This window comes from Segatella oris (genome assembly GCF_900637655.1).
Classification (GTDB): domain Bacteria; phylum Bacteroidota; class Bacteroidia; order Bacteroidales; family Bacteroidaceae; genus Prevotella; species Prevotella oris.
In genome coordinates this window covers 479,317-497,466 of the sequence record NZ_LR134384.1, presented here as the reverse complement: position 1 = coordinate 497,466, position 18,150 = coordinate 479,317, and the positions used below count along the sequence as shown (strand labels likewise).

Sequence of the window (18,150 nt, the reverse complement as noted above, 5' to 3'; positions counted from 1 at the left end):
AATTTGCATTTGCCAGTGATTTCGCGTATATTTGCAGCTAAAATCAAAATTCAGAAATCAGCATGCGTAAGGTAATAGGAATTGGAGAAACCACACTCGACATCATTTTCAAGGACAACAAACCCGTCAGTGCAGTGCCTGGAGGTTCGGCTTTCAATGCCATCATCTCGTTGGGGCGGTCAGGTGTGAACACCACTTTCATCAGTGAAGCCGGCAACGACCGCATAGGCAGCTACGTTGTTGACTTTCTTCGTGACAATGGAGTCAATGCAGAGAACGTCAATATGTACTCCGACAGCAAGTCATCACTGTCGCTTGCCTTCCTCGATGACAACAACAATGCCGACTACATCTTCTACAAGAGCCAACCACACGACCGGTTCGACTTTGCCTACCCGGAGATAAACCGCGATGATATCGTGCTTTTCAGCTCGTTTTTTGCCCTCAATCCTGTCGTACGCCCACAGATGTCAGCTTTCTTGGAGTATGCTCATAAGCAGGGTGCAATACTGTATTACGATGTGAACTATCGCGCGGCACACCGTGATGAAGTGATGAAAATCACGCCAAACCTCATTGAAAACCTTGAGTTTTCAGACATTGTGCGGGGCAGTAACGAAGACTTTGAGATACTTTATAAGCAGAGTGATGCCGACAAGGTATATCGTTCGGAGATCAGTTTCTATTGTAAAAACTTCATCTGCACACGTGGCAAAGAGCCTATATCTGTGTATGCCGAGGGCGGTTTCAAGAAAGAATACGCCATTGAAAGCATGAAAGCAGTGAGCACCATCGGGGCAGGTGACAACTTCAATGCCGGCTTTATATATGGGCTGATGCGCCAGAACATCACACGAAATGACATCGAACACGGCCTTTCTGAAGCGCAGTGGGATGCTTTGACAGCCTGTGGCAAGGCGTTTTCTGCAGAATGTTGCAAGGACATCTATAACTATGTGAGCAAGGATTTCGGTGCAAAATTAAAAGCAAATTCCTAAAGACTATCCAAGAGTTTCATTCATTATGGTGGGGATTTCAACCCATGCCATTCGCCGACTTTTTTCAGAATACCCGAGAAAGTCTTATGTGTACCACCTTTTCTCTTGACAGTTGACCAGGGTTAGTGCCTGGCATTCCTTCGGGAACCGACTGTCCATGGCGTGCATAAAAGGCTTTCCAATAAGGCGTAATGTGCCCATCGGCATCATGAAACGACATGGGAATAGTTGGAAATACAGTCTTTCCATCGGTCAAAACAAAGCATTTCTGCACGAGTTCACTGCAATACATCGCACTGTCATCAGGCATATAAAGAGAGTCATAGGGCAATCCGAGATAATGGTTCAGGCGTTTTCGCAACACCGTTTCATTGAATTTAACTCTTAATCGCCCGCGAACCACCGACGGATAGTGCTCATCCTGCATCGTGTTATGCGCAAGAAAATCTGCTAACGGCGTTAATGTTACGCCTTTAGAGGATATGGCTTCAGCCACGAAAACCGTATCTTTCTGCTTCACAACAAAGCCTACATGGTCAATCTTTAAGCCGTGATAACCACTTGTCACAGCTGTAATCGCATTGCCGCGAGGGTCATATGCAAACAAGAGATCGCCCGTTTTGAACTGCCTTTCATGAAAGCCTGCTTGCCTTTCGGTTTCATTTCTTCGGATTGTCCCACAGGAAAACAGCAACAGAAAGATGAAAAATGGTAGACAAACTCGGTAAACTTTCTTCATTATTTCTGATTATATGCGAGCTATCAACGCTGCTATTTCGTCTAAACTCGTTGCTACCTGGATATAATCTGTCCACTTTCCACGGATCATTCCACACCCTTGCAGGTCATTGAGCATGACGATAAGCGAGTCGTAAAAGCCGTTCATGTTGTAGAGAATCACCTTTTTAGCGTGATAACCTATCGTATGACTGGCTGCCACAGTGAACACTTCGTCGAGCGTTCCGATGCCACCAGGCAACGCAATCAGCACGTCGCTTTGGGCCAATATCAAGTCTTTTCTATCACTGAGATTGTCACATGCAATGTTGACATCCACCGAACTGCTCACTCTTCCGCCCTTTTCCACAATGCGAGGAACCACACCTATAGCCATCTGTCCACCGTCGTGAACAGCTTTCCCGATAGTTTCCATCAGGCCACAATTGCATCCTCCATACACAACGGAGTGCCCTTCACGTGCCATCCAAGCTCCCAAATCCTCCGTTAACCTAAAATAATCCGCATCAATCTGATTGTTTGCAGAACAAAAAACACCTATTTTCATTCCTGCAAAATTATTAAAAAAAAACGGTAGAAAGATAGGATGTAGTTCATTTTTTTACTACTTTTACACTGCGAAACAATATCATTTATCCGCAAAAAGAACCGAATAACAAATACAATCATAAGGAAACAGCATGAAAAAACAACTGATGATACTCTGCATGGCAACGCTGACGACAAGCAGTTTTGCCCAGCAAAACATCTTCAATGCACAAGCACCTATGTCGCCGGAAGTAAACACCGACAAGACGGTTACATTCAGAATTATGGCTCCCGAGGCTCAAAAGGTGCAGGTAACCGGTGACTTTCTGCCCACACAGAAAGTGAAAACGCCTCATGGAGAGTATGATGTGGCGGGCATTGCCGACCTCAACAAAGATGCAAAAGGACTTTGGACTTACACGACAAAGACGCCCCTGAAGCCCGAACTCTACCAATATAACATGGTTGTTGACGGCGTAAAGGTGGCTGACCCGTCAAATGTTTATGTGTTGAGAGACGTTGCTAACGTTGCAAGTATATTCTTCATTGACGGCGGAAGAGCCGACCTTTACAAGGTGAACAACGTTCCTCATGGCACGGTTTCAAAGATATGGTATGACAGTCCGACGGCAGGGACGACACGCCGATGCACCGTTTACACCCCCGCGGGTTATGAAACGAGTCGCGAAAAATATCCCGTGCTCTATCTTCTCCATGGTATGGGCGGTGACGAACAGGCTTGGTCGGAACTCGGAAGGGCTGTACAGATACTCGATAACCTCATTGCTGAGGGCAAAGCAAAGCCCATGATTGTCGTCATGCCCAATGGAAACATCTCGCAGGTAGCCTGCCCGGGAGAGACGCCTGAAGGTTTCAAAGTGCCTACAATGCAGCTCCCGAAGACCATGGATGGCTATTTCGAACAGGCTTTTCCTGACTTAATGAAGTTTGTGGAGCGTACTTATCGCACACAAAATGACAAGGCTCATCGCGCCATTGCAGGCCTTTCAATGGGTGGTTTCCATTCTCTCTACCTTTCAATCAACCATCCCGACACCTTCGATTACATCGGACTGTTCTCTGCAGCCATTGACAAACAACAGCAAGGAGGCATAGAAGAAATCTATGCCAACCGTGAACAAAAGCTCAACACGCTTTTCATGAAACGGCCAAAGCTGTTCTGGATAGGCATCGGAAGCACGGACTTCCTCTATAAAAGCAATGCCGATTTGCGCCATTATCTTGACTCCAAAGGCTTTAAATATACCTATATGGAGACTGAAGGCGGGCATATCTGGCGCAATTGGCGCATCTATTTGAGCGAGTTTGTACCGAAGTTATTCAAACAGTAATTTGTACCTTCCTTATTCTTTGCCTTACCGCATCACGCAACTTGAGTCACTTTACCGCATAAAGTGACTCAAGTTATCGTGTGTTTTGACGCAGATTACAAGGTAAGTTGACGCAAGTTACAAGACGTTTTGACATGAAAACACCTTGTAACCTCGATGGAATGAGATAACATTCTGATTATCATTGATTTACGTTCTGCATAATCCAAACCAGAAGTCAGCGTTATTTTATGACTGAAAAGCAATTGTGTTCTGCGTTTTTATGTGTAACTTCGCGGACAAAACTGCAACGAAGATGAAAACAAGGATTGTGATATTGGATTTTGACGGGACACTCGGCGACTCGCAAACGCTCATCACCCGCACGATGAGAGAGACGCTTCAGCGGGTCGGTCTGCCAGAGAAAACAGAAGAAGAATGTGCAAAAACCATCGGACTTCCATTGAAACAATGCTTCTTGGCATTAATGGATATGACCGATGAAATGGCAGAAAAATGCACATCTGCATATCGGGAGATCTTCGAACGCAATAATATTCATGGAGCTGTTCCAGCCTTCCCGGGTGTCATAAAAACCATAAAGAAACTGCATGATGACGGTCTTACGGTGACGATTGCCAGCAGCAGAGGCCACCATTCCTTGGCAGCTTTCGTTGAAGAACTGCATCTTGAGCCTTACATCAGCCTCATCTTGGGTGCCGACGACGTTGAAAAAGCGAAACCGAATGCCGAGCCTGTGCTGAAAACTCTACATCATTTCGGCCTGCAACCTGCCGAAGCCTTGGTCGTTGGTGACACTGCTTTCGACATTCTCATGGGTCGGAATGCGGGCACAAAAACCTGCGGTGTGACCTATGGTAACGGCAGTAAGGAGGACTTACAAGCTGCCCTTGCTGATTATATCATTGATGAATTCGCCGAAATTGAACAGTGCTTGGAGTAATAGAAAAATGGGGTTATGAATAATAAACATAGAAAAAAGCCTCTAAAAGATTACATTTATAGAAACTTTTCATTATCTTTGTACCATAGTATTATATGGAACAAAAACCAAGATTCAAAATAGTTTATACAGAAGAAGCCATTGATTTTCTTCGCCACCTCCCTCAGAAAGTGAAAGCAAAGGTGGTATATAACATTGGCAAAAGCATGTATGTACTTGACAATAGCCTCTTCAAGAAACTTGAAAATACAGACATTTGGGAATTCCGTACGCTGTATAATGGAAATGCCTACAGGCTTTTTGCATTTTGGGATACAGAAGAAGACACTTTGGTTATAGCTACCCACGGGATGATAAAGAAGTCACAAAGAACCCCACTAAAAGAGATTGAGAAGGCTGAAGCCAAGAGAAAAGAATATTTCATGAATAAAGGGTAATCACATGATGATACAACAAAAATTATATAGTCACGAGGAAATGCTCAATAAAGTGTTGGGTGAAAAAGGTACACCTGAACGTAATCAATATGAGGCAGAACTCAAATCTTTCCTCATGGGAGATGCCATCAAGAAAGCACGGCAGTCATGTAACCTCACACAGGAGCAGTTAGGAGAACGTATGGGCATAAAGAAAGCACAGGTTTCAAGGATAGAAGGGGGAAAGAACCTTACGTTCTCAACAATTGCGAGAGCATTCAAAGCGATGGGAATACATGCTAATTTCGAAGTCAAGGGGGTTGGAAAGGTTGCCTTATGGTAGCCAATTCAGCTACCAAACACCTACTGATGCCGAACAATCAAACTGTTATTGCGCCTTATAATGTATTGAGTATCAAGGGAAACAGATTTCTTTTCTCATTTTGATACACCTGCTTTGTTTCCCTATTCCATATTCGTTATTTCCAAATTTCTGCTTATTCAACTCCTTGTTTCATCTTTTTTTACTACTTTTGCAATCGTTTTTGCATTTGCATAAACGCTAAAAAGTAATTTAAACGTGAACAAAACAGTTTTCAACAAGCGCTGTCGTATCCGCTTCAAGCACTTCACAAACAAGGGCTATGCACTCTTTTCATGCCTTGGAAGAGAAGTGATTGTAGGTACATTAAGCGTGGCAACACTCACTTGTGCGAAAGCCGAAAGCATCAGCAATGACGTGCAGAAGGCCGACACTTCGCTTTATCAAGGGGGCAAAGCCATGTTGCTTAATGGTGTAAGTATTACGGCATCGCGGGCTCCGCTGACACAAAGTCAGCAGTCGAGAATGGTAACTGTACTGAGCCGGGAGGATGTTCAAGCGGCGCCAGTACACAGTGTTAACGACCTTTTGAAGTTGGTTTCGGGCGTAGATGTGCGTCAACGTGGGCCTTTAGGGGCGCAGACTGACGTGAGCATTCGCGGGGGGAACTACGAGCAAATCACGCTTCTTCTGAATGGTATCAACATCGGTGACCCGCAAACGGGACACAATGCAGCCGACTTTCCCGTTGATATCAGTGAGATTGAACGCATTGAAGTACTCGAAGGACCGGCAGGAAGTGTCTATGGAACTTCGTCATTACTCGGTGCAATCAATATCGTCACGAAAGCCAACACTCGGTCAAGTGCTTCGGTTCATGCTGCAAGTGGCAGCTTCGGAACAGTCACTTCGGGGGGCAGAATCAATGTAGCGAGGGGCAAATGGAACAATCAATGGTCGGCTTCTTTCACTCGAACTGATGGCTATAACCGCAATAAAGAGGGCAAGTTAAACACAGACTTACGCACTCAAAAGGCTTTTTATCAGGGCTTTTATAATGATGATGACCTTTCCATGAGCTGGCATGCAGGCCTTAGCAACAAAGACTTTGGCTCGAGTACGAACTATAGTGCCAAGTATGATGACCAGTTTGAACATACCTTCAAGACCTTTATGGCATTGCAAGCTGAAACAAGAAAAGGCACAATTAAATGGCATCCGGCCATCTACTGGAACCATAATTACGACCGATTTGAACTCTTCAGAGACCGTGCCGACCGCTATCCTTTCAACTATCATCGCACAGATGTCTACGGCGTTAACGTCAATGCCTACTTCGACTGGACGTTAGGCCGCACGGCTTTCGGAGCCGAACTGCGCAACGAAGACTTGGTAAGTACAAACCTTGGCAACCCACTTTCTCACCCCAAACATGTGAAAGGCACAGACAATGTGATGTATAAGGTGGGATTTAATCGTACAAATATCCAGTTTGTTGCAGAGCATAACCTGCTCATCGGACGCTTTACGATGTCGGCCGGAGTGGTTGCCGTGAAGAACAGTTGGGCTGAAATGAACATGAAAGTCTATCCAAGTGTCAATGCAAGCTACCGACTTGGTGATGCTTGGAAAGTCTATGCAAGCTACAACACGTCGTTGCGTATGCCGTCAGTAACTGAACTTTTCTATTCGGTTGGAGGGCATAAAGCAGATCCCAACCTTAAACCTGAAGAGCTTGCTGCCGTAGAAATGGGCGTGAAATACAGCAAGAACGGACTTTCGGGCAGTGTAAGTGGATTTCATAACCACCATACCAATCTCATCGACTGGATTGACGATGGTGAAAAAGACGCTGCAGGAGCAGTGCTTTGGAAGTCAGTTAACTTCGGAACAATCAATGCCTTGGGCGTTGAAATGGCTTTGAATGTTGATTTTCGGCAGCTTCTTCCCACACAGAAACTCCTGAAAACATTCAACCTCGGCTATTGTTTCATTCAACAACATCAGATTGAAGCAGCCGGCATTCACAGCCTTTATGCTTTGGAATATCTAAAGAACAAGGTAACCGGAAACCTGCAACTGAACCTTTGGAAGCAGTTGGATTTAGGTATAAACTATCGTTTTCAGCATCGCATGGGCAGCTATAAAGATCCTGCAGGAGTGTTGCATCGTTACCGCTCTTACGGCCTTTTGGATGCTCGGTTGGCATGGAATATGCCGAAATATAGCCTCTATCTCGAGGGAAACAACCTCTTGAACCGAAGCTATGTGGATGTAGGTAATGTGAAACAACCTGGCTGTTGGGTCATGGCTGGAGCCAAAATGGATATTAACTTGTAATAAGAAGCCTCTCCCCCAACCCCTCCCCGAAGAGGGAGGGGAGTGATATGTTTTCCTCTTATATCCACTACTGTGAGTCATTTACATGTGTATTATCATTTATATACAGATATATTACATTCTATGACCCATTAAATTATCGCCCTACATATGCTGAATAGTATTCAGATTTAGCCTATCAGTTCCCAATTTCCAAGGCTTTTTACTCCCCTCCCTCTTCGGGGAGGGGGTGGGGGTGAGGCTTCCTTTCTCTCTCATTCTTTACTGGAGGGGTTGGGGGTGAGGCTTTTTAGAAACACTTTCTCAGCCGATGTGTAAACTCAAGAAAGGCAGGTGAGTACTTGATTTGCACGGAGGTAGAATACACTATGCCATTCTTTTCCTCCCCTGTATCGTAACGATAGACTGTTTCTTTTTCTTTCTTAAACACATGAACAGAAAGAATGGGCAGGCAAGTCATACCATATTGATAAGGCTTTGTCCACAAAGTATCTGGCTTTGAGCGTTCCACAAAAAGCTGATGAGCCAATCGTTGAATGACCGGAACATCGTCAGAAGCAACCTTTCTGACAGGTTCAAAGAGGCTTGGACACTCAACTCCATGGATATCGTGAAGGAAATTGCCTTTCAACATCATGATTGTATCGCTGTGATTAATGACATATCGCGTTGTTCCTGCCATACCACAATATTCCACATGAATAGAATCGGCCTGTCCTATTCCTTCACTTTGCTGAATTGAACGACAGCTACTGACAGAGAACAACCCTATCATTGCCAGACAATAAAACATTTTTTTCATACGCAGTACAGTTAATTAAAACTACAATTTGCACACTATTAACTCCCCTCTCCTTGGAGAACCAACGGTCGCTGTTCGTTGAGTGAACTCAACGAGGAAAGCAAAGGGGCTGGGGGGTGAGGCTTCCTACAGCCGCGAAAGCCACATGCCAAAGAACCGATCATAAACCACATAGCCTTCCGGTTTACGGTAAATGAACTGCCTATCAACAAGCGCTTTCAACGCCGTTCGCACCGAACTTGTCGCCTTCAACCCGTATTTGGCAATGAATTGGTGGGCAAGTGGTGCGGCAACACAGCCTTCCTTGGCCACAGCTTCAATGAGATTAGCCTGCATTTCGGTTAATGAAGCATAGTAATTCTCATAAACCGGTTTCTGTTCGCAAACGAGTTCATCCACAATCTGACCGAAGAAATCGTCTGTAAGACTTGCTTCTGCATACTGATAAGCACGGTTCAGAATGGTTTGAACATACCATGTAATGCCGTCTACCTTATGATATAGCTGACTGAACACCTCCTCACTGATGCTCCGTTTCTGCGATTTGAAGAAACCATTGGCAAAGGAAAGATATTTATCGGCAGGCACATTGTCGAGCAACATGATTTGCGAACTCTGGAAAAATGGCCGATTTGCCGAGGTAAACATCTCTTCCATGAGGTGCTGCATGCTGCCCGCAAAGATGAAATAAACGTTGGGAAGAAACTGAATATACGACCGCAAGGTGGCTTCTATGCCTTGATTATTGTAGGAAAGTATTTGTTGAAACTCGTCAATTGCCACGTAACAGCGATACTTCGACTGCTGCATATAGTCGAATATCCGCTTCAGTGTCTGCGCTTCCTCTGTGGGTTTGATGTCCAAAGAGACTGAAGGCAGCCCTGTAAGCTGGTCAAAACTCACCGTAGGACGCAGGCTTCCGAAGAACTCTTGCAGTCTTTTCAGTGCTGCCTGCGGTGTAGAATCGAGGTGACCGAGTATGTTTCGTGCCATAAGTTGCACCATCTGCTCTAAGTTCTTGGTAGCGAAGATGTCGATATAAAAGCATTTTACATGCTTATCTTGCCTCTCTATCTGACTGAAAACATGCTTGATGAGTCCGGTCTTGCCTACACGTCGCGGTGAAATCAGCGTCACATTCCGATCATTTTGCAAGGCTTCGATGAGTTTTTTTGTTTCGTTCTCGCGGTCACAAAAATAGCGGTTACCCTTATATCCGTAGGTAATGAATGGGTTGTTGATAGTCTTCATTTCTATAACATTGCAGATTTTACGTTGCGCAAGTTACGCAATTAGATTGAAAAATGCAAGAGAAAAAGAGATAAAATGATAATAAAAGCCTCACCCCCAACCATTTGCTTTCCTCGTTTCGCAAGCTCAACGAACAGCGACCTACGGTTCCCCGAAGAGGGAGGGGAGTGATATGTTTTCCTATTATATCCACTACTGTGAGTCATTTACATGTGTATTATCATTTATATACAGATATATTACATTCTATGACCCATAAAATTATCGCTCTACATATGCTGAATAGTATTCAGATTTAGCCTATCAGTTCCCAATTTTCAAGACACCTTACTCCCCTCCCTCTTTGGGGAGGGGTTGGGGGAGAGGCTTCCTTTCCTGCTTATTCCTTCGAGGAAGGATTGGAGCAAAGGCTTGAAAGCGAGAATCTTCCTATTCAAACAGCCTGGGTTCCATGACATTTCCCATGTAAGGATTACGCCCTAAGTGCTCATAGGCCAATGGAGTTGCCATGCGACCACGGGGCGTTCGTTTGATGAAACCCTCCATAATAAGGAATGGTTCATAGACATCTTCAACGGTTCCAGAGTCTTCACCAATGGCAGTTGCTATCGTACTGACACCCACTGGGCCACCCCTGAACTTGTCAATGATAGTGAGCAAGATCTTATTATCAATCTCGTCAAGCCCGTATTGGTCGATATTGAGCGATTGAAGTCCTATATGTGCAATCTCGTTGGTTATCGTTCCGTTGCCTTTCACCTGTGCAAAGTCGCGCACACGACGCAGCAACGCATTGGCAATACGGGGCGTTCCGCGACTCCTCCTACTGATTTCTATGGCGGCTTCATCGTCAATCGGCACTTTCAGAAGCATGGCCGAGCGGCGTATGATGCGCTCCAATGTCTCGGGATCATAGTATTCCAAGTGCATGTTAATACCGAAACGAGCACGCAAAGGGGCTGTAAGCATACCGCTGCGTGTCGTGGCTCCAACGAGTGTGAAGGGGTTCAAATCAATCTGGATAGACCGTGCCGAAGGGCCTTTGTCAATCATGATGTCGATGCGATAGTCCTCCATGGCCGAGTAAAGATACTCTTCAACAACAGGCGAAAGACGGTGGATTTCGTCTATAAAGAGTACATCGTTGGGTTCAAGCGAAGTCAATATACCGGCAAGATCACCCGGCTTGTCGAGCACCGGCCCACTGGTTATCTTGAAACCCACGCCAAGTTCGTTGGCAATGATATTGCTCAGCGTGGTCTTTCCGAGTCCCGGAGGCCCATAAAGCAGCGTATGGTCGAGCGGCTCGCTACGATATTTAGCTGCCTCAACGAATATCTCTAAGTTCTCAACCACTTTCTTCTGTCCGTTGAAATCAGCAAATCTCAGCGGGCGAAGTGCGTTTTCAAAGTCCTTCTCTTCCGTCGATAGACGCTCTTCTCTTATGTCGAAATCTTCTGTCATGCCTAACAATTTATATTTTGCAAAGATAGTGCAAATAAGGCGAATAGGCAAGAGATAAGTAGGAAAAGAAGCCTCACCCCCGACCCCTCCCCGAAGAGGGAGGGGAGTAAAATGCCTTGGAAATGGAGCCTAAATAGGATATAATTCGAGAACACATCACTCCCCTCTCCTTGGAGAGGGGTTGGGGGTGAGGCTTTGTCTCCATTCACTTTACCGCGTAAAGTGAATGGAGTTACCACGCCATTTGACGCAGATTACACTGTAACTTGACGCAGATTGCACCGCCATTTGACGCAAATAACAACACACATTGACGTCAAGATGTACATTAATTTCAAAGAAATGAGGTAATTACTTAATAATCAACACTTTGCAAAACACCCTCAAAGCTTGCATATTTCGGGCTGAGGGAAAACTTATTCTGAATTTTCCTGCTATTTAAGAACTATTGTAAAGGAAAATCGAACAACCTGCTTTACTTTGCAACTATGTCTATCCGAAAGCCGTGGAAGAGGCCGCAGAGGAAAATCAAACAACCTGCTCTACTTTGCAACTCGGTTGCAAAACCTTTTCCTTACCTTTGCCAACAGAAATCAAAACAAAAAAAATATGGCACACGAAGCACATCATCACGAACATGAAGAGGAAGGAATGAACTGGGGACTCATCATCGCATCGGCGGTATTCTTGGTCATAGGATTACTTCTCGACAAACTTCCTATGTTCTGGTTCATTAATCCCTATCTTATCTTCTTTATCTATATTGTGGCCTTCATGCCCGTAGGGCTGCCCGTCATGCACAAGGCATGGACGGCAATCAAGCATGAACACGATTTCTTCAGCGAGTTTATGCTGATGTCGGTAGCTGCAGTTGGCGCCCTATACTTAGGAGAATATCCCGAAGCAACAGCCGTTATGCTGCTCTATTGCATTGGAGAAGGACTGCAAGACAGGGCTGTTGACCGTGCACGCGACAACATCAAGAGTCTTCTTGCCTTTCGTCCTGACTTTGCACGAATGCCGGATGGACGCAAAGAACGACCCGAGAATGTGGAGATTGGCACAAAGATTGAAGTACGCCCAGGCGAACGTGTGCCCCTTGACGGGCGTCTTCTTGAGTCTTCAGCCACCTTTAACACGGCTGCACTGACAGGCGAATCGATGCCGCGATTGATAGAAGCGGGGCAGGAAGTCATGGCGGGAATGATAGCCACTGACAGCGTTGTATGGCTCCGTGTGGTGCGGAAAGCCAATGAAAGTGCCATCAGTCGTATGCTGAAAATGGTTGAGGAAGCTACCGAACGCAAGGCTCCTACCGAGAATTTCATTCATCGTTTCGCGCATATCTATACACCTGCAGTCATTGCTTTGGCCTTCTTGGTGGTTATAGTGCCGTGGATGGTATCGCTGTTTACCGCTTTCAATTATTATTTCTCCGTTTGGTTGCACCTCGCTTTGGTGTTCCTTGTCATCAGTTGTCCCTGTGCTTTAGTCATCAGTGTACCTTTGAGCTACTTCGCCGGCATCGGTGCTGCGAGTCGGCGAGGCATACTTTTCAAGGGAAGTAACAGTCTGGATGCCGTCACAAAGCTTGATACGGCTGTGTTTGACAAGACAGGAACGCTGACAACAGGAACATTCCAAGTGGAGAAAACGGTAGGACTCTCTGAAGAAGACATGGCACTTGTGGCTGCTGTTGAAGCCGTGAACAGTCATCCTATCGCCCAAGCTATCGTGAAATCCATGCAGGGAAAGGAGCTGATTGATGTGGACAAAAACCAGATTGAGAATGTTCCCGGCTACGGAATGAAGTATAAAACGTGTCTGATGGGCACGTTGAAGCTGCTGAAACAAGAGGGAGTGAACTATGATGAAGCCTTGGAAAGCGTGGCCGAAACTATCGTTGCCGTGGCCGAAGACAAGCTGTTCAAGGGCTATATCCTATTGGCAGACACGCCGAAAGCCGGCATTTTTACACTGCCGAAGCGTCTGAAAGCCCAGGGAATCAAGATGATGCAGGTGCTCAGTGGCGACAAGCAGGCACTTATCGACCGCCTTGTTGTGCAGTTTGAAGATGCAAAAGACTACGTAAAAGGCTATGGCGACTTGCTCCCCGAACATAAGGTTGCGCACATCGAAGCATTGAAACACGACGGAAGAGAGGTCGCTTTCATTGGCGACGGCATAAATGATGCGCCGGTGTTGGCATTGAGTAATGTCGGCTTTGCCATGGGAAAGATGGGCGCAGACATGGCAGTAGAAACCGCCGATGTGGTCATTCAGACCGATGATCCGCTAAAGGTGGGCGAGGCTATTGCCATTGGTAGGCGCACGCGTCGCATTGTATTGCAGAACATTATCTTTGCCATTGGCGTGAAAGTGTTGGTGATGCTGCTTGGCGTTCTCGGCATGGCAACCCTTTGGGAGGCTGTGTTTGCCGATAGTGGCGTGGCATTGCTGGCCGTAATGAACAGCATGCGAGCACTGAAGAAGTAAGGAGAAGCCTCACCCCCAACCCCTCTCCGAAGAGAGAGGGGAGTGATATATCCTCCAATTGTACCGCATAAAGACTCCATTTCCAAGTCACTTTACTCCCCTCTCTCTTCGGAGAGGGGTTGGGGGAGAGGCTTTATTTCTCTCTCATTCCTTAGCAAAGGGGTTAGGAGTGAGGCTGTTCTCACATCTTTGCTCTTGCCAACCTTTTATTCAATTGCACCAATGCGGGCACGAGAATACACAGTGAGAAGAAGATGTAAAGAGCGATAACAACAGGCTTCCCGTTTGCAAGCTGACTCAAGGTTGCATTTTCAAAGCCCGGCATTAGATTGGCCATGACATAGACAATGGTGTTGTTGACCCAATGAAGCACTACACCCGGCACGATACTTCCTGTGCGGTAGAACATCCAACCCAGGAGTAAACCCAACAGGAATGCATGCAGAAACTGGGCCGAATTACCGTGGACAAGTCCGAAAACGGCTGCGGAAATCGCGATAGCAATCCAAGGTTTGCTCCCGAAAAGCTTGAGAAGCGTGCGCAGAATAGCACCACGGAACACGATTTCTTCAGCAAGCGGTCCCAAGATTCCTATGGCCACATAGCCTAAAGGCTCGTGCATCATTCGTGTGAAAAGCACTTCAAGCTGCTCGGGCATATCCACTTTGAACAGTTCTTCAAGTCCGGAAGCCGGAATGATAATGCCGATTGCCGCAAGAACTACCCACATCAGCGTAGTCCAGGGGCGCGAAGACAGATAGTCACGCGATTTTGAAGTCCAGCCAAGTACTAAGAATAAAGCGATCGTAATGAGGCTGGAGATGATGGTTGAAGCAATCGTAACAGCCGTGTTTTCAGCGATTACCGTTCGCAAATCTGCTAATGGCAAATGCTTAAACAGCATATATCCCCCCACGACAACAATCTGGACAAAGAACTGTATTAGTATGAAAACGACCAAATAAAGGCCTGCATGAAGGATTTGTTTCCCTGTTTTGTTCATTATTCTATTTCTTTTTTAAATTGTTCTTCTATTTGCAGACGATCTTTCTGAAGCTGTTCGGCGAGTCCAAGTGCGTTGGTGAACTTACGTTCTTCACGGATGCGGTGAATGAAAACCACTTGCAACTGCTTGTCATAGAGGTCACCTTGAAAGTTGAAGATATTGACTTCAAGCGTCAGTTTCGAGCCATCAAAGGTGGGACGCATGCCAATATTCATCATGCCATGAAGCAAAGTAACCGTGTTTTCTATTTTAACCTTCACGGCATATACCCCAGGAGCCGGAACCAACTGACCGCTCTCGGTAGTGTCTATGTTGGCCGTTGGAAAGCCCATCTTGCGTCCTTGTGCGAAACCATGTACGACTTTGCCAACCAAAGTGTAGGAGTAACCTAAGCAAAGCGTAGCCATCCCAATCTCTCCGGCCTGCAGGAAAGAGCGGATAACCGAAGAACTGACATTGACACCATTCAGCACAAAGGCCTGATTATGGATGACCTCAATACCGAGTTCGTTGCCATAACGCACGTAATCTTCAAAATCTTCCTCACGGTTGTGACCGAAACGATTGTCGTAACCGATGATAAGTTGCTTGACATTCAGTCGGTCATGCAACACTTGTCTCATGAAATCAAAGGCCGACAAGTGTGCCGTTGCCTCATCAAAAGGCAGTACGGCTGCATTGTCTATCCCCGTTTTTGAGAGCAAGAGCAGTTTGTTCTCGAGCGTAGTCAGCAGCTGTGGCACATAATCGCTGTGCAGAACTTGCCGTGGATGTCGGTCAAATGTAATCACAGTTGAAGCTAATCCGCAGGCTTTCGCTTTGTCGATGACATGCTTAATGAGGTATTGATGCCCGCGATGTACACCATCAAAAAAGCCGATTGTAGCCACACAAGGTGCAATCGCATTGTTTTCCTCACTTAAAAATATAGTATTCATACCCTTAATCTCCTTACAGTGTGTGACTATTTCCTATCCTCAAGCACCCAGAATGCTCCGATATCTTATGCAAAGAAGCTTGCCTCCGATTTGTCGAATGCAGCTATATCTTATGCAAAGGTAGTCTTTTTTCATTGTTGAGCAATCTTTATTTCTGATTAATCTGTCAAAAATCAGAAGATATTTCCCAAACAACGGCACAACAAGAACCTATATTCTTTCTTGCAATTCTATGCTATCCGTATCGGCAAATTGGGACTCTTTCACAACAACAACCTATATTCATTTTAAAGCAGTTATTACTGATGTAGTTAATCCTAAAGGCTATTTCACAACAACAACCTATATTCATTCTTGCAGTTCCCTATCCTTCATATCTTTGTAACTATCCCATAAAAAGGCTGTTGGTGGCCCACTTCTACATCATTTCCATATCGTTATTTCTTATTCTCTTTCGTTTTTTCCCGCTTTTATTTGGTTATTTGCTCAAAACCCACTAACTTTGCACGCGGAAAACCATTTTCTCGGACTTGTAGCTCAGTTGGTTAGAGCAACAGACTCATAATCTGGAGGTCCCTGGTTCAAGCCCAGGCTGGTCCACATTAATAATCAAGCACTTACAAAGATTTTGTAGGTGCTTTTGCTTTTCAAGGTGACCTTTAGGTGACCTTTTTAAAGGGAAACTTTTCATCAGCGACCTTTTGAGATCTCATGGGATTGCAGAGATTTTATATATATTTTTATCTCATTGAGTATCCGCTAAAGGAGAACATGATGCACATTTCCAGTTGAAAATAGTATTTCCCACTAAGTATGTTTGTGAACTGTTGAAAACGGAAAACAACCCAATTAGTAGGTCAAATTAGAGATAAACTGTTGTAAAGTTGATATACAGGAGCTTTATTTCAGGTGTTTTCTACTGTTTTTCAATGAAATTTTATACTTTTGTATTCGGATTGGGGAAACCTATGTCCAAGACATATTGCTCAATAGCTTCACAATCACCACCGCAAGTAAAAGAGCATATCATCAATATTGGGACTGCACCCATATGGGCGCAGACATCCCATATTTGATGATGGTTTGTGGTGAACCGTGAGGCGTATGGCGATTGTCTGCGCTTTTTCGTAACCAACAAGATGTAAGGGGACAGTAGATATTTAGTGTGGATAAGCATATAGTTTAGCAATCCTAAAAAGGAAGAAACTTTTATCCACAACTCCCCTTACGTTAGCCCTAAATAGTTTTATTTTTGCGTTAAAGGATTCAGCAGCCGCGTTTGTAGCTCTGTTAATATAGAAGTTTAGTATGTCATCGTAATGTTCGTAGATAGTTGCTGCAATGACATTAAAGGAATGAAAGTTAGCTTCTTCAACCTTATTATACCACTTGGCCAATGATAGTCTAGCTGCGTCTTTGACGGTGTTCTTTGCAAAAATCATTCTTAGCGAATGTGATAAGCCGTAAGCCTTCTTGATGTCAGGATATTCTCTAAATAGTATCTTGGCTCTTAGCTTCTGCTCATCAGTCCATTTCTCCGATGATTTGAATAACAGGTACCTGCTTCTTACCAGCAGTTCACTACGTGTATCTCCATTCTCAAAAGTCACAGATTGATATGCTCGCTTTTCTAACTTCGCATTCTCTTTCTCCTCATTTGCTTCCTGTAAGGCAGCCCAGCGATGCTCTATTCTCATCTGTTGCACGGCATCAATTGCAAGTTTCTGTATATGAAAACGATCGATCACTCGTTTAGCCTTAGGAAAGCAATGTCTCACTATCTTACGCATACTGTCGGACAAGTCCAAGGTAACCTCTTCTACGTCTTCCCGCTTCTTTTCATCTATCTCATCCAGTACCTTGCAGACATCCAAGGACTTTGTACCCGCAATAATAGCGATAAGACATCCCTACCTACCGTGTCTGTCCCTATTGGTTACTATCGTGTAGAGCTCGCCATTGGACAAGGATGTTTCATCTATTGCTATGCTCTTGCCGATATTATTCTCAAATAGAAGCCACTTCTGTGCATGAGCCAACTGTTCCCATGACCTGTAACCACTTAATATTTCCTTATACTGTTTCTCAAAACTATGTCCATTGATATGATAGAATTCCTCAAGCGTACGGCAGGTCACTGGGGACGTCTCCATACGTCTCTTTTAAAAAAGCTCCGAACTCTTTGGAATAACGAGTGCCGGAGGCGGTAATGTCAATCTGCAGGGGAAGGGAGAAACTCTTACCTGTACGGGTATCTATCCACCGACGTCTACGAAGAACCAAAATTACCTTATGGTCCCGAATCGGGAAGTCTGTCACCTCGACAGCATCCATAAAGCCTTTGGATTCAAAATGAAGAACTTCTGAAAGTTCTTTCTCCATTTTCTCATCAAGGTAAATGCGCAACAAAGAAGAATCAGGCTCTATCTTGACAATAGAGAAATAATGTAATATATCGCTTGGTAAAACGAACTCGGCTAATTGATATAGATTTTTTTCTTCCATGATACAAAGGAAAGAAAAATATATTAACTAAGGAAATTTCCCCATCTCTTT

15 protein-coding genes, 1 tRNA gene and 1 pseudogene are annotated in these 18,150 nt (G+C 44.9%); 8 read left to right on the top strand and 9 right to left on the bottom strand.

Annotation, left to right across the window (positions count from 1 at the left end):
- Positions 1 to 62 precede the first annotated feature (62 nt).
- Positions 63 to 998, top strand: a complete 936-nt coding sequence (locus EL210_RS02120) for a carbohydrate kinase family protein (RefSeq protein ID WP_018919769.1) — start codon at positions 63 to 65, stop codon at positions 996 to 998.
- A 64-nt stretch (positions 999 to 1,062) separates the two neighbouring features.
- On the opposite strand, the gene EL210_RS02115 is transcribed toward EL210_RS02120, so the two are convergent.
- Both EL210_RS02115 and EL210_RS02110 read right to left on the bottom strand, forming a co-directional pair.
- Positions 1,063 to 1,737 (bottom strand): YiiX/YebB-like N1pC/P60 family cysteine hydrolase, encoded by a 675-nt coding sequence (locus EL210_RS02115; RefSeq protein WP_025879559.1) that lies wholly within the window; start codon positions 1,735 to 1,737, stop codon positions 1,063 to 1,065.
- A 9-nt stretch (positions 1,738 to 1,746) separates the two neighbouring features.
- A complete protein-coding gene (locus EL210_RS02110) occupies positions 1,747 to 2,283 on the bottom strand; it encodes an LOG family protein (RefSeq protein ID WP_018919771.1) in 537 nt (178 codons plus the stop codon).
- Between the two features lie 133 nt (positions 2,284 to 2,416).
- On the opposite strand from EL210_RS02110, the gene EL210_RS02105 reads away from it, so the two are divergent.
- From EL210_RS02105 to EL210_RS02085, 5 genes are all read left to right on the top strand, one after another.
- Positions 2,417 to 3,616 (top strand): esterase, encoded by a 1,200-nt coding sequence (locus EL210_RS02105; protein WP_026285901.1) that lies wholly within the window; start codon positions 2,417 to 2,419, stop codon positions 3,614 to 3,616.
- Between the two features lie 295 nt (positions 3,617 to 3,911).
- Complete coding sequence (locus EL210_RS02100) at positions 3,912 to 4,559, top strand: HAD family hydrolase (protein ID WP_025879558.1); 648 nt, start codon at positions 3,912 to 3,914, stop codon at positions 4,557 to 4,559.
- Between the two features lie 95 nt (positions 4,560 to 4,654).
- On the top strand, positions 4,655 to 4,996 hold the full coding sequence (locus EL210_RS02095; protein WP_004378168.1) for a type II toxin-antitoxin system RelE/ParE family toxin: 342 nt from the start codon (positions 4,655 to 4,657) through the stop codon (positions 4,994 to 4,996).
- 7 nt (positions 4,997 to 5,003) lie between these two features.
- Positions 5,004 to 5,318, top strand: coding sequence for a helix-turn-helix domain-containing protein (locus EL210_RS02090; protein WP_004378169.1), 315 nt, complete (start codon positions 5,004 to 5,006; stop codon positions 5,316 to 5,318).
- Positions 5,319 to 5,555: 237 nt separating this feature from the next.
- A complete protein-coding gene (locus tag EL210_RS02085) occupies positions 5,556 to 7,637 on the top strand; it encodes a TonB-dependent receptor plug domain-containing protein (protein WP_018919775.1) in 2,082 nt (693 codons plus the stop codon).
- A gap of 289 nt (positions 7,638 to 7,926) precedes the next feature.
- Here EL210_RS02085 and EL210_RS02080 read toward each other — a convergent pair whose 3' ends face one another.
- The 3 genes from EL210_RS02080 to ruvB all read right to left on the bottom strand — a co-directional run bounded on the left by EL210_RS02080 (position 7,927) and on the right by ruvB (position 11,154).
- Positions 7,927 to 8,439, bottom strand: a complete 513-nt coding sequence (locus EL210_RS02080) for a hypothetical protein (protein ID WP_018919776.1) — start codon at positions 8,437 to 8,439, stop codon at positions 7,927 to 7,929.
- A 126-nt stretch (positions 8,440 to 8,565) separates the two neighbouring features.
- Entirely contained in the window at positions 8,566 to 9,690 is a 1,125-nt protein-coding gene (locus EL210_RS02075) for an AAA family ATPase (RefSeq protein WP_018919777.1), read from the bottom strand.
- A gap of 429 nt (positions 9,691 to 10,119) precedes the next feature.
- Complete coding sequence (gene ruvB / locus EL210_RS02070; RefSeq protein WP_018919778.1) at positions 10,120 to 11,154, bottom strand: Holliday junction branch migration DNA helicase RuvB; 1,035 nt, start codon at positions 11,152 to 11,154, stop codon at positions 10,120 to 10,122.
- Positions 11,155 to 11,763: 609 nt separating this feature from the next.
- On the opposite strand from ruvB, the gene EL210_RS02060 reads away from it, so the two are divergent.
- Complete coding sequence (locus EL210_RS02060) at positions 11,764 to 13,650, top strand: heavy metal translocating P-type ATPase (protein ID WP_018919779.1); 1,887 nt, start codon at positions 11,764 to 11,766, stop codon at positions 13,648 to 13,650.
- 181 nt (positions 13,651 to 13,831) lie between these two features.
- Here EL210_RS02060 and EL210_RS02055 read toward each other — a convergent pair whose 3' ends face one another.
- A complete protein-coding gene (locus EL210_RS02055; RefSeq protein ID WP_018919780.1) occupies positions 13,832 to 14,653 on the bottom strand; it encodes a CPBP family intramembrane glutamic endopeptidase in 822 nt (273 codons plus the stop codon).
- Positions 14,653 to 15,594 (bottom strand): bifunctional riboflavin kinase/FAD synthetase, encoded by a 942-nt coding sequence (locus EL210_RS02050; RefSeq protein WP_018919781.1) that lies wholly within the window; start codon positions 15,592 to 15,594, stop codon positions 14,653 to 14,655. The genes EL210_RS02055 and EL210_RS02050 overlap by 1 nt, the downstream gene beginning before the upstream one ends.
- A gap of 526 nt (positions 15,595 to 16,120) precedes the next feature.
- Here EL210_RS02050 and EL210_RS02045 point away from each other — a divergent pair.
- Positions 16,121 to 16,194 (top strand) — tRNA-Ile (locus EL210_RS02045).
- A gap of 560 nt (positions 16,195 to 16,754) precedes the next feature.
- Here EL210_RS02045 and EL210_RS02040 read toward each other — a convergent pair.
- Together EL210_RS02040 and EL210_RS02035 are read right to left on the bottom strand one after the other, a co-directional pair.
- Positions 16,755 to 17,747 (bottom strand): annotated as a pseudogene (locus EL210_RS02040) (ISAon1 family transposase).
- Positions 17,713 to 18,099: an ISAon1 family transposase N-terminal region protein gene (locus tag EL210_RS02035; RefSeq protein ID WP_018919783.1), complete on the bottom strand. Its 387-nt coding sequence runs from the start codon at positions 18,097 to 18,099 to the stop codon at positions 17,713 to 17,715. Before EL210_RS02035 ends, EL210_RS02040 begins: the two are co-directional and overlap by 35 nt.
- Between the last annotated feature and the right edge of the window lie 51 nt (positions 18,100 to 18,150).

Excerpts from the sequence above, each read along its gene's own strand:
- EL210_RS02035 (WP_018919783.1), bottom strand. The coding sequence starts at position 18,099 with ATGGAAGAAAAAAATCTATATCAATTAGCCGAGTTCGTTTTACCAAGC.
- EL210_RS02105 (WP_026285901.1), top strand. The coding sequence starts at position 2,417 with ATGAAAAAACAACTGATGATACTCTGCATGGCAACGCTGACGACAAGC.
- EL210_RS02075 (WP_018919777.1), bottom strand. The coding sequence starts at position 9,690 with ATGAAGACTATCAACAACCCATTCATTACCTACGGATATAAGGGTAAC.
- EL210_RS02120 (WP_018919769.1), top strand. The coding sequence starts at position 63 with ATGCGTAAGGTAATAGGAATTGGAGAAACCACACTCGACATCATTTTC.
- EL210_RS02055 (WP_018919780.1), bottom strand. The coding sequence starts at position 14,653 with ATGAACAAAACAGGGAAACAAATCCTTCATGCAGGCCTTTATTTGGTC.
- EL210_RS02100 (WP_025879558.1), top strand. The coding sequence starts at position 3,912 with ATGAAAACAAGGATTGTGATATTGGATTTTGACGGGACACTCGGCGAC.
- EL210_RS02050 (WP_018919781.1), bottom strand. The coding sequence starts at position 15,594 with ATGAATACTATATTTTTAAGTGAGGAAAACAATGCGATTGCACCTTGT.
- ruvB (WP_018919778.1), bottom strand. The coding sequence starts at position 11,154 with ATGACAGAAGATTTCGACATAAGAGAAGAGCGTCTATCGACGGAAGAG.
- EL210_RS02115 (WP_025879559.1), bottom strand. The coding sequence starts at position 1,737 with ATGAAGAAAGTTTACCGAGTTTGTCTACCATTTTTCATCTTTCTGTTG.
- EL210_RS02110 (WP_018919771.1), bottom strand. The coding sequence starts at position 2,283 with ATGAAAATAGGTGTTTTTTGTTCTGCAAACAATCAGATTGATGCGGAT.
- EL210_RS02090 (WP_004378169.1), top strand. The coding sequence starts at position 5,004 with ATGATACAACAAAAATTATATAGTCACGAGGAAATGCTCAATAAAGTG.
- EL210_RS02095 (WP_004378168.1), top strand. The coding sequence starts at position 4,655 with ATGGAACAAAAACCAAGATTCAAAATAGTTTATACAGAAGAAGCCATT.
- EL210_RS02060 (WP_018919779.1), top strand. The coding sequence starts at position 11,764 with ATGGCACACGAAGCACATCATCACGAACATGAAGAGGAAGGAATGAAC.
- EL210_RS02080 (WP_018919776.1), bottom strand. The coding sequence starts at position 8,439 with ATGAAAAAAATGTTTTATTGTCTGGCAATGATAGGGTTGTTCTCTGTC.